Below are 12,031 nucleotides of genomic sequence, written 5' to 3' on the forward strand. Positions count from 1 at the left end.
TCTGCGTTATGTCTTGCAGCCGGACCTGCGCGCGGTAAGCATGCGGATATGGCTGCGCATTCCCTTTCCCTGACATTGAACACTGCGGACGTGACGGCACGTGCCGCCGCAGAACTGGCACCGCTGCTGGCCGCCGGGGATGTTATCCTGCTGAGCGGGCCGGTTGGCGCGGGCAAGACCCATTTCGCCCGGCACCTGATCCAGACCATCCTCACGCAACCTGAAGACGTGCCATCGCCGACCTTCACGCTCGTGCAAACCTATGAGACCCGGGCCGGGCCGTTGTGGCACAGCGATCTTTACCGGATTGGCACGGTGGACGAAATCGAGGAGCTTGGTTTGACAGAAGCCTTCGATACCGCCATCTGTCTGGTCGAATGGCCGGATAGACTGGGTTCGCTGCGCCCCGAGGCGGCGCTGGACATCCAACTGGACTATGCGACCGATGACAACACGCGCCTATTGACGGCACATTGGGCAGATGCACGGTGGAACAACAAACTGAAATGCTGGGCGAAGTGATGGATCGGCAGGAAAATCTTCGCGGATTTGTCGAGCAGGCAGGGTGGGGCAATGCTGAAAGTTCGCCGCTAGCCGGCGATGCATCGAACCGGCGCTATGACCGATTGCGCCAGCCGGACGGCATGTCGGCGGTCCTGATGGATGCGCCACCGTCAAAAGGCGAAGACATTCGGACCTTCGTCAACATCGCCACCTATCTCACCAACATCGGGCTCAGTGCGCCGCGCATTTTTGCACAAGACCCCAAACAGGGCTTCCTGGTGCTGGAAGATCTCGGCGATGCTCTTTTTGCCCGTGTGATTGCGGCGGATCCAGCGCTGGAAAATACGCTCTATGAGGCGGCAATTGACACATTGGTCCATTTACATCGCGCGCCACCACCAGCCTTGCAGCGCCTTAGCGCGGATGTCTCCGCCCCCTCGGCGGCATTGGTCTATGACTGGTATCGTTTCGGTGCAACCGGCGAAGATGATGCCGGTGCGCGCGACGCCTTTACATCGCTCTTCCAAGAGACTTTGACACCCCTGGACGTGCAGCCGCAAGTGCTCATCCAAAGAGACTATCATGCGGAAAACCTGCTGTGGCTGCCGGAACGGGAAGGGCCCGCGCGCGTGGGATTGCTTGATTTTCAAGACGCGATGCTCGGCCATACCGCCTATGATCTGGTTTCTGTTCTGCAGGACGCACGCAGAGATGTGCCCACCCCAATCGAACAGGCCATGATCAAGCGGTTTCTGGATCAAAGCCCGCAGGATCCAGATCAGTTTACAGCGGCTTATGCGACATTGGGACTGCAGCGGAATCTCCGCATTCTGGGTGTTTTTGCCCGGCTCTGCATCCGTGATGGCAAGGTACATTATGTCGATCTGATCCCGCGCGTCTGGGGGCACATCCAGACCAATCTGCAACATCCCGCCCTGCGGGCCATCGCTGATCATATTGATCAATCGCTACCACCACCCACACCAGAGGTTCTGGAGATCTTGAGGTCAAAATGCGCGACACTCCCGGATCGCTGATGCTGTTTGCGGCGGGCTTCGGCACACGCATGCGACCGCTGACGGACGACCGGCCAAAACCGATGGTCGAGGTCGCGGGCAGACCGCTGATCGATCATGCCCTGGATCAGACCGCGCAGATTGCCCCCGACCGGATCGTCGTTAACCTGCACTACAAACCGGAACCATTGCTCAAACACCTCGCTGGCACCGGCGTGCAGACCCTTCTGGAAACACCGGACATCCTCGACACCGGCGGGGGGCTGCGAAATGCCCTGCCGCGCCTGGGGACAGCACCCGTCTTTACCCTGAACACCGATGCCATCTGGATCGGGCCCAGCCCGATCGCGATGTTGCAGGAGGCCTGGCGTCCCGAGGTCATGGACGCCTTGCTGGTATGCGTCCCGCTGCAAAACACACATTCACATGGTGGGCAGGGTGATTTCGAAATTGATCCGCAGGGCCACCTGACGCGGGGGCGGGCGCATGTCTATGGCGGCGCGCAGATCATCAAAACCGACCGGCTGCACGAGATCGCAGAGGAAAAATTCTCTCTCAACCGCCTATGGGATCTGATGCTGGCGGAAGGGCGGATTTACGGGCTGGAATATCCTGGACACTGGTGTGATGTCGGCCAACCCGACAGCATCGATGTGGCCGAAAACCTGCTGGCGGATCAGGATGTTTGAAGACGGGGGTCCTCCACGACTCTTTGGCGTCGCCCCCGGCGTAGACTTCCCGCGCGCGCTGGTCACCGGGCTGCGGGCCCGGATGCAGGACGCACCGCCCGAGGCCATGGCGCGGGTGCAGCTGATCGTGAACACACGGCGCATGCAGCGCAGATTGCGCAGCCTTTTTGATGCCGGTCCCGCAACGCTCCTGCCACAGATCCGATTGATCACCGACCTGGATCTGCTGGACCCGACCATTGTCCTGCCCAAATCCGTATCTCCGCTGCGCCGCCGTCTGGAACTGATTGCTTTGGTCTCGCAGCTCCTGGCGCAGGAGAAAGACCTCGCGCCGCGGTCGTCTCTCTATGATCTGACGGATAGCCTCGCGGCGCTGATGGATGAAATGCAGGGCGAGGGGGTCACGGCCGAAAAAATTGCATCGCTGGACGTCACGGATCAATCCGGACACTGGCAGCGCGCGCAGCAATTCATCCAGATCGCGCAAGGCTATATTGACGATACCAGCACCCTGCCCGACAGCGAAGCCCGGCAAAGGGCCTTTGTCACGGCGCTGGCGGCAAACTGGGTGACAAACCCGCCGCAAGACCCCGTCATTGTTGCGGGGTCCACCGGGTCACGTGGCACCACAATGCTCTTGATGCAGGCGGTCGCCCGATTGCCACAAGGCGCGTTGATCCTGCCGGGGTTCGATTTTGAAATGCCCGCGCCCGTCTGGTCGCATTTGGACGATGCGATGATGTCCGAGGATCATCCGCAGTACCGGTTCCACAAACTGATGTCTGAGCTTGGTGTCGCGCGTGGTGACATTGCGCAGTGGGATGATACACCCGCCCCCTCAGCTGCCCGCAACGCTCTTGTCTCACTCTCGCTCCGGCCCGCACCAGTGACCGACGCCTGGTTGACCGAAGGAGCGAAGCTCACCGAAATCGATAACGCCACCGCAGGTGTAACGCTGGTCGAGGCTCCCAGCCCGCGCGACGAAGCGCTTGCGATTGCCCTGCGTCTCAGACAGGCGGCAGAAGATGGCGAGACCGCGGCTCTGATCACGCCGGATCGGGTTTTGACACGGCAGGTCACCGCAGCACTGGATCAATGGTCGATCCTGCCCGACGATTCCGCCGGCACGCCTTTGCACCTGTCGCCGCCGGGCCGCTTTCTGCGCCATATCGCGGGGCTTTTCACCCGCCGGTTGGACGCGGAAGCCTTGCTGACCCTGCTCAAACACCCGCTCACGCACAGCGGATTTGATCGCGGCCCGCATGTGCTCAATACCCAACGGCTCGAATTGCGCATCCGGAAAAAGGGTCTGCCCTATCCTGACCCTGCGGGTATCACGCGGCTGTTGGATCGTGCTGTGGCGAAGCCCGAGGATCAGGTCCAGATTGATCTGTGGTCCGAGTGGGTTGGCAGCACTTTCTGCGCCCAATTGGACGATCACCCGCGACACCTCTCTGAATGGGTTACGAGACACATCGCCCTTGCAGAGGCGATTGCCGCAGGCACAAAGGGAGCAGACCCCGGGGAGCTTTGGCAGAAGAAAGCGGGTCAGAAAGCGCGGGACGTCATGCAAAACCTGGCCGACCACGCCGGGTTCGGCACGAGTATGAGCGCCTCCGATTACAATGATCTTGTTGGCGCGCTCTTGTCCGGCGAGGAGATCCGGGACCGGGACGCGCCACATCCCAACATCATGATCTGGGGCACGCTGGAAGCGCGGGTGCAGGGGGCCGATCTGGTCATTCTGGCCGGTCTCAATGACGGCACCTGGCCCGAAGCACCACCGCCTGATCCCTGGCTGAACCGGGCGCTGCGCCATCAAGCGGGGCTGTTGTTGCCCGAACGACGTATCGGGCTGTCGGCACATGACTACCAGCAGGCCATCGGTGCTCAGGAGGTTTGGCTCACCCGCTCGATCCGCTCCGACGATGCCGAAACGGTCGCCTCGCGCTGGGTGAACCGGCTGCGCAATCTGCTCGATGGATTGCGGGATCAGGACGGTCCGCAAGCGCTGGCGGATATGTTGGCGCGGGGTGATGCGTGGTTGGCGCGCGTGCTTGCCTTCGAGCAAGTGGACAGGACTGACCCGGCCCCACGGCCATCGCCACGCCCTCCCGTGGCCGCACGCCCGCGGGCCCTCTCCGTGACCGAAATCAAACGCCTGATCCGCGATCCTTACGCGATTTACGCCAAACATGTGCTGAAACTGACCCGCCTTGGCCCGCTTGTGCAAAGCCCTGATGCGCTGATGCGCGGGACGGTGGCCCATGACATCATGGAGCGGTACATCAAGGATACGTTGTCTGATCCATCGCTGCTGACGGCGGCTCACCTGAAGCATGTGGCGCGGCAGGTGATGGCCGAAGAGGTCCCATGGCCCGCAGCCCGGGCGATGTGGCTGGCACGCATCGACAAGATCGCAGACTGGTTTGCCGCGCGCGAGGGCGCGCGCCGCGCCTACTCCGCACCGGTCGCATTTGAAGGGCAGGCAAAGGGGGAGCTGACCTGGCCGGACCTCGGGTTCACGCTCACGGCGCGCGCCGACCGCATCGACCGGACAGACGCCGGTGACGTCGTGATCTACGACTACAAAACGGGGAAACCGCCCACAGCCAGACAGCAGGCGACATTCGACAAACAGCTCCTAATCGAGGCCGCGATGGTCGAAGAAGGCGCATTTGAAACCCTTGGCATTTGCCACACCGCAATGGCCATTTTCATCGGGTTAGGCTCACATCCTGATGAGGTTGCCGCCCCGTTGGACGAGGAGCCGCCCCGGGAAATCCTGACCAATCTCCGCGCGCTGATCGAGGCATATCTCTCCCCCGGTCAGGGATTCACCGCGCGGCGCATGATGCAGGAAGACAAGATCGCCGGCGACTATGATCTGCTAGCCCGGTTTGGCGAGTGGGATGCCACGGATGATCCTGTGCCCGAGGATCTGACATGACGCGCCGCGATGAGGCCACCGAAGCACAGGTGCGCGCAGCGCGCCCCGACGCTTCCACCTGGTTGGCGGCAAATGCCGGATCCGGCAAGACGCGGGTGCTCACAGATCGGGTCGCGCGGTTGCTGCTGGGCGGGGCTCAACCCCAGCAGCGAGTTCAACCACAGCACATCCTCTGCCTGACCTATACCAAAGCTGCCGCGTCAGAAATGCAGAACCGCCTGTTCAAACGGCTTGGCGCCTGGGCAATGCTGGAGGACGCCGCGTTGCATGCCTCATTGCGCACCTTGGGCGTCGAGGGGCAGATTGGCCCCGAAAGGCTGCGCGACGCCCGTACGCTTTTCGCCCGTGCGATCGAAACGCCCGGCGGGTTGAAGATCCAAACCATCCACTCCTTCTGCGCCTCGCTGCTGCGTCGGTTTCCGCTGGAGGCCCAGGTCAGCCCGCAATTCACCGAGATCGAGGACCGCGCCGCCGATCTGCTGCGGGCGGAGATTGTCGATCTGATGGCGGATGGGCCGGAGGCCGCCCTCGTGGACGGGATCGCGCGTCATTACACCGGGGAGGATTTCAGCAAACTGACCCGCGCCATCATCGGGCACCGCGAGGCACTGGCCCGCCCCCTGACATGGCCGAAGATCTTGGGGCTGTTTGATCGACCTGCCGACCTGTCCGAAGAGGCAATTTCCAGTTCGGTCTTTCTGGGCGGCGAGGCGGAGCTGATCGCCGACATCCTGCCTGCCATGCGCGAAAAGGGTGGGAATGACGCCAAGGCCGCTGAAAAACTGGCGCAGATTGGCGCGTTAACCTATGATGCCTTGGCGAAGCTGGAGAGCGTCTTCCTCACAGGCGCCAGCGCTAAGTCGCCGTTTTCGGCAAAACTGGGGAGCTTTCCCACCAAGCCAACGCAGGCCGTTCTGGGCGACCGAATGCCCGCGCTTGACGCGTTTATGGAACGGGTCGAGGCCGCCCGCGAGCCCAGGCTTGCCCTCGCAGCGGCACGAAAAACCAAAGCGCTGCAAGACTTCGCCGCGCGCTTCATCGCCCGTTACGAAGAACAAAAACTGCTGCGCGGATGGCTCGATTTCGACGATCTGATCTTCAAGGCGCGCGACCTGCTGAACGATCCCGCCGTGGCCGCATGGGTCCTATTCCGCATTGATGGCGGCATTGATCACATCCTCGTCGATGAAGCGCAGGATACCAGCCCAGCGCAATGGGATGTCATCCGCAAACTGGCCGCAGAGTTTTCCAGCGGTGAGGGCGCGCGCAAGGACGTGGCGCGCACCTTGTTCGTCGTGGGCGACAAGAAACAGTCGATCTATTCCTTTCAAGGCGCGGACCCCAGAGAATTCGACCGGATGGAGGCCGAGTTCAAATCCAAACTGCAGGCCGCCGAGCACGAATTTCAGAGCCTGACATTGGCCTATTCCTTCAGATCCTCCAACGCCATTCTGAATATCGTCGACGCGGCATTTGATCATCAGACGGAGGCGGGGTTCAGCGACGACGCCAAACATATCCCCTTCAAGGGGGAAATGCCCGGTCGGGTCGATATCTGGCCGGTGATCGAAAGACAGCCAGTGGGCGATGACCGGCTCTGGTATGACCCGCTGGACCGGCGGGGCGAGCATCACCACGCCGTGCTGCTGGCGCGGCAAATCGCCAGCCAGATCAAACAGATGATCGACAGCAAACAGACCATTCCAATGGATGTGCCGGGCCGCGACGAGCAGGCGAAACGACCCGTGACGCCGGGAGATTTTCTGATCCTGGTGCAGCGCCGTTCAGAGCTTTTTGCCGAGATCATTCGCGCATGCAAGATGCACGATCTGCCGATTGCCGGGGCCGACAGGCTCAAGGTCGGTGGTGAATTGGCCGTGCGGGATCTGGCGGCGCTTTTATCCTTTCTCGCCGTTGCCGAAGACAGCCTGTCGCTTGCCACGGCGCTAAGATCGCCATTGTTCGGATGGTCGGAGCAAGAGCTGTTCAGCCTGGCGCACGGACGCAGCGAAGAGCACCTGTGGCAGACGCTGCGCAACCGCGTCGATGATTATCCCGAAACGCTGGCTGTTTTAAACGATCTGCGTGCCAATGTTGATTTCCTGCGGCCCTACGATCTGATCGAACGGATTTTGACGCGGCATCAGGGACGGCGGCGCTTGCTGTCCCGTTTGGGCACCGAAGCCGAAGACGGGATCAACGCGCTGCTGTCCCAGGCACTGTCCTACGAACGCAACGCGGTGCCCAGCCTGACCGGTTTTCTGGTCTGGATGGAAACCGATGATCTGGAAATCAAACGCCAGATCGACAGCGCCTCGGACCAAATCCGTGTCATGACAGTGCATGGCGCAAAGGGCCTGGAAGCCCCCATTGTGATCCTGCCCGATACGGGCAAGCGCGACGTCCAGATCAAGGACGATATCATTAAACTCGATGGTCACGCGACTTGGAAAACCAACGCCGCCGAGATGCCGCGCGCCATGGCCGAGAGTGTCGATACGTTGAAAACGTCTCAGATCGAGGAACGTCTGAGGCTGCTATATGTGGCTCTAACACGGGCAGAAAAGTGGTTGATCATCGCGGCAGGCGGCGAGCTTTCGAGAAAGAACGACAGCTGGTACCAGATCGTTGACGCCGCATTGGACCGAACAGGCGCGGCGGAGGTGTCCTTTCAAGGGTTGGAGATCAAGCGGCACGCGCATGCGGATTGGGATGGGTTGCCCGATGCACAAACACCCGAGATCACAGCGCCCCGCGCAACACTCGATCCGCTGTTCGGACGTGCGGCCCCCGAACATCCGGCGCTGGTTGAAATTCTCTCCCCCTCCGATCTTGGCGGTGCCAAGGCCCTGGCAGGTGAACAGGGTCAGGACGAGGAAACCGCCAAGGCCTACGGGAACATGGTCCACCTTTATCTTGAGCACCTGGCCCGCGTGGACAAATCAGATTGGTCAGTTGTCGCCGAAAATCTTTCAACCGGGAATGTGATGGAAAGCCAAGCCCTTGCCGAGGCTCAAACGGTGCTGGAGACACCAGCGCTGCGCGATCTCTTTGAGCAAAGCACCTTGGCCGAAGTTCCGGTTTCTGCGGCATTTGGCACCGCACGCATCCATGGCGTGATCGACCGTCTCATCATTACGGGTGACCGGGTGCTGGCCGTGGATTTCAAAACAAACAGGATCGTGCCGGAGACTGCGGAAACCTGTCCTTCCGGACTTTTGCGACAGATGGGCGCCTACGCCCATGCGCTTGCTCAGATTTTCCCAGACAAGCGGATTGAGACGGCTATTTTATGGACAAGAACCTGCACGCTGATGCATTTGCCGCACGAAATCGTGACGGGAGCGTTACAAAGCACGCAACATCTTGACGACCGCGAGGTGGCTACATAGGTTCACCCTCCAAGCATAGCCTGTCAGGAGAGCACGATGGCCACCCTTGCTGTAACGGATGAAACTTTCGATGCCGAAGTGAAGAATTCAGATATCCCCGTTGTGGTGGATTTCTGGGCGGAGTGGTGTGGCCCCTGTAAGCAGATCGGCCCGTCGCTTGAGGAACTGTCCACCGAGATGGATGGCAAGGTGAAGATCGTCAAAGTCAACGTCGACGAGAACCCGAACTCGCCCTCGCAAATGGGGGTGCGCGGTATTCCTGCCCTGTTCATCTTCAAGGACGGTCAGGTCGTGTCCAACATGGCAGGAGCAAAACCAAAAGCCGCCTTGCAAAGCTGGATCGAGGAATCGATCTAAGCGCAATCGGCGCAAGAATTTCGCAAGGGCGTTCCATCGGGGCGCCCTTTGTCGTTTGGCACCTATCCCGCGCAGCCCCGGGGCCTGACATATCGCGCGCCCTTGTACCCCCCAAAAGCCCACGCCATATAGAGCAGCACGAAGAAGGAGGCCAAAATGGCACGAGAAGAGTTCCCCGGCTGGCACGGCACAACGATCATTGGCGTGAAAAAGGCGGGTGAGGTTGTGATCGCAGGCGATGGCCAGGTCTCCCTGGGGCAGACCGTGATCAAGGGCACCGCGCGCAAGGTGCGCCGCCTGAGCCCTGGCGGTTTTGATGTGGTGGCCGGGTTTGCCGGATCGACGGCGGATGCCTTCACCCTGCTGGAACGTCTGGAAACCAAGCTCGAAGCGACACCGGGCCAGCTGGCCCGCGCGAGTGTGGAGCTGGCCAAGGACTGGCGCACCGACAAATATCTGCAAAAGCTGGAGGCGATGTTGATCGTTTCCGACGGCGCCGACATCTTCGTGATCACCGGCGCGGGCGACGTGCTGGAACCGGAACATGACGTCGCCGCCATCGGGTCGGGCGGCAACTATGCGCTGGCCGCCGCGCGCGGGTTGATGGACAGCGACCGATCCGCCGAAGATGTGGCCCGTGATGCGATGGCGATTGCAGCCGACATCTGTGTCTACACCAACGGTAATCTGACGGTAGAAAAGATCACCGCATGATTGATCAGGACGATCTTAGGGCCTCTGTCAGCGCCGGGATCGTGACGGAGGCGCAGGCCGCGGCGCTGATGAGCCTTGCGCATAGCCGCAGCGGTGCACGCGAAAATCTCGCACCTGGCGATGAACCCTTCGAGCTCTTCCGCGGCTTCAACGAAATTTTCATCGTGGTTGGCATGGTCATTCTGGCCGTGGGGTGGGTGGGTGTCGTGACCTTTGGCATGACCACCGACCCGTTGAGCATCCGCAACACGCTGATCTATTCCGGGGGCGCGGCTGCCGTTGCCCTTTGGATGATGTCGGAATACTTCATCCGCCGCCGCCGCATGGTCGCGCCTGCCATTGCGCTATCAATCATGTTTGCCATCAATGCAGCCTATGGGTTTGCCGGGGCCTTTGCCGAGATTTTCATGATCGCGCAGGGCGATAACAGCAGCCTGCCCATACCCTTCGCACTCGCGACCGTGGCTCTTTTCATCTATTGGTTCCGCTTCCGCGTGCCTTTCGCGCTAGCGCTGATCGCCGTTGCAGCCTTCGGCGTGGCCATCCTCATTGCGGGCAATAGCAGCGGATCACCCTCCTCGACCGAGGAGCTGTTTCTGCTGTCGGCAGGCGGTCCCTTTGCCTGGATCACACTGGCGCTGGGCATCGTGGTCTTTGCTGTGGCCATGACGTTTGACATGTCCGACCCGCATCGCGTGACCCGCCGGGCCGCCAATGGGTTCTGGCTGCATGTCGTGGCCGCGCCCGCACTGGTGAACACCATCGCGCTGACCCTGCTGGACCGCGATGAAAGCTGGTCCAATGGCATGCTGGTCGCCGTGCTCACGCTTTTCGCCCTGGTCGCCATCATCATTGACCGCCGCTCCTTCCTGATCGCCGCCATCGGCTACACTGTGATCCTGACCGCCACGATTTTCGAAGGAAATGGTGCCGTATTCACCGTGTTTTTCCTGGGGATCGTTTTACTGTTTCTCGGTGCGCGCTGGGAGCCGATCCGCGCCCGCCTTCTGGCACTGCTGCCCGGGTTTGTCCCGCTGCATAAATTGCCACCCTCTCATGTGACAAAGGCTTAAGAATGACAGACCTCACGCCTCGCGAGATTGTCTCCGAACTGGACCGTTTCATCATTGGTCAAAAGGACGCGAAACGCGCTGTTGCCGTCGCCCTGCGCAACCGCTGGCGCCGCAAACAGCTGAGCGATGATCTGCGGGATGAAGTGTACCCCAAGAACATCCTGATGATCGGCCCCACCGGCGTTGGCAAGACCGAGATCAGCCGCCGTCTGGCCAAACTCGCGCGCGCGCCCTTTCTGAAGGTTGAGGCGACGAAATTCACCGAAGTCGGTTATGTCGGCCGCGACGTGGAGCAGATCATTCGCGATTTGGTCGACAGCGCGATCCTGATGACCCGCGAGCATATGCGTGAAGACGTGAAAGCCAATGCGCGCCACGCGGCAGAAGAACGGGTGATTGACGCCATCGCTGGCGAGGATGCCCGCGAAGGCACCCGCGAGATGTTCCGCAAGAAGCTAAAGGCGGGTGAGTTGGATCAGGAAATGATTGACCTTGAGCTCGCCGATACCTCCAATCCCTTTCCGATGATGGACATTCCCGGTCAGCAGGGCGGCATGGGCATGCTCAACCTTGGCGATATTTTCGGCAAGGCCATGGGCGGGCGCACCACCCGCAAACGGCTGTCAGTGGCGGAAAGCTATGACGTGCTGGTCAGCGAAGAAGCCGACAAACTGCTGGACGACGAGATCGTCAACAAGGCCGCCATCGAGGCGGTGGAGCAGAACGGCATTGTGTTTCTGGATGAGATCGACAAGGTCTGCGCCCGCTCCGACGCGCGGGGCGGCGATGTCAGCCGAGAAGGGGTGCAGCGCGACCTGCTGCCCCTGATCGAAGGCACCACCGTCAGCACCAAACACGGGCCCGTGAAGACCGACCACGTGCTCTTCATCGCATCGGGTGCGTTCCACATTGCCAAACCCTCGGATCTCTTGCCCGAATTGCAAGGGCGACTGCCGATCCGGGTGGAACTGCGCGCCCTTACAGAAGAAGATTTCGTGCGCATCCTGACCGAAACCGATAACGCGCTGACCCTGCAATACACCGCGCTGATGGGCACGGAGCAGGTCACGGTCAGTTTCGAGCCCGAAGGGATCGCAGCCCTGGCCAAGATCGCGGCAGATGTGAACCAATCCGTCGAAAACATCGGCGCCCGGCGGCTTTATACGGTGATGGAACGGGTGTTCGAGGAACTCTCCTTCAACGCGCCCGATCAGGCCGGGGATGAAGTTGTGGTCGACGCCGCATTTGTCGAGAAAAACCTTGGCGAGCTGACCCGCTCCACAGACATCAGCCGCTACGTGCTTTAAGGCTTCCCATCGACGCGCGGGCCTGCGAC

9 protein-coding genes are annotated in these 12,031 nt (G+C 61.0%); all 9 read left to right on the forward strand.

The window, feature by feature from the left end; genetic code table 11:
- Window positions 1-48: 48 nt before the first annotated feature.
- Entirely contained in the window at window positions 49-522 is a 474-nt protein-coding gene (gene tsaE, locus Q1A63_RS01940; protein ID WP_298968793.1) for a tRNA (adenosine(37)-N6)-threonylcarbamoyltransferase complex ATPase subunit type 1 TsaE, read from the forward strand.
- Window positions 522-1,541, forward strand: coding sequence for a phosphotransferase (locus Q1A63_RS01945; RefSeq protein ID WP_298969571.1), 1,020 nt, complete (start codon window positions 522-524; stop codon window positions 1,539-1,541). Before tsaE ends, Q1A63_RS01945 begins: the two co-directional genes overlap by 1 nt.
- Window positions 1,517-2,209 (forward strand): nucleotidyltransferase family protein, encoded by a 693-nt coding sequence (locus Q1A63_RS01950; RefSeq protein ID WP_299630484.1) that lies wholly within the window; start codon window positions 1,517-1,519, stop codon window positions 2,207-2,209. Before Q1A63_RS01945 ends, Q1A63_RS01950 begins: the two co-directional genes overlap by 25 nt.
- Window positions 2,202-5,159: a double-strand break repair protein AddB gene (gene addB, locus Q1A63_RS01955; protein WP_299630486.1), complete on the forward strand. Its 2,958-nt coding sequence runs from the start codon at window positions 2,202-2,204 to the stop codon at window positions 5,157-5,159. The genes Q1A63_RS01950 and addB overlap by 8 nt, the downstream gene beginning before the upstream one ends.
- Window positions 5,156-8,551 carry a double-strand break repair helicase AddA gene (gene addA / locus Q1A63_RS01960; protein ID WP_299630488.1) on the forward strand — a complete coding sequence of 1,132 codons (3,396 nt, stop codon included), beginning with the start codon at window positions 5,156-5,158 and terminating at the stop codon, window positions 8,549-8,551. Before addB ends, addA begins: the two co-directional genes overlap by 4 nt.
- Before the next feature lie 36 nt (window positions 8,552-8,587).
- The gene (gene trxA, locus Q1A63_RS01965; RefSeq protein ID WP_298968801.1) at window positions 8,588-8,908 is read left to right on the forward strand and encodes a thioredoxin; all 321 of its coding nucleotides are present in this window, start codon (window positions 8,588-8,590) and stop codon (window positions 8,906-8,908) included.
- 156 nt (window positions 8,909-9,064) lie between these two features.
- Complete coding sequence (gene hslV, locus Q1A63_RS01970) at window positions 9,065-9,622, forward strand: ATP-dependent protease subunit HslV (protein WP_298968803.1); 558 nt, start codon at window positions 9,065-9,067, stop codon at window positions 9,620-9,622.
- Entirely contained in the window at window positions 9,619-10,695 is a 1,077-nt protein-coding gene (locus Q1A63_RS01975; protein WP_298968804.1) for a hypothetical protein, read from the forward strand. The genes hslV and Q1A63_RS01975 overlap by 4 nt, the downstream gene beginning before the upstream one ends.
- 2 nt (window positions 10,696-10,697) lie before the next feature.
- On the forward strand, window positions 10,698-12,002 hold the full coding sequence (gene hslU / locus Q1A63_RS01980) for an ATP-dependent protease ATPase subunit HslU (protein ID WP_298968806.1): 1,305 nt from the start codon (window positions 10,698-10,700) through the stop codon (window positions 12,000-12,002).
- The last annotated feature ends 29 nt before the right edge of the window (window positions 12,003-12,031 follow it).

The sequence above is a fragment of the uncultured Roseobacter sp. genome, assembly GCF_947499265.1.
In the GTDB taxonomy this organism is placed as follows: Bacteria; Pseudomonadota; Alphaproteobacteria; order Rhodobacterales; family Rhodobacteraceae; genus Roseobacter.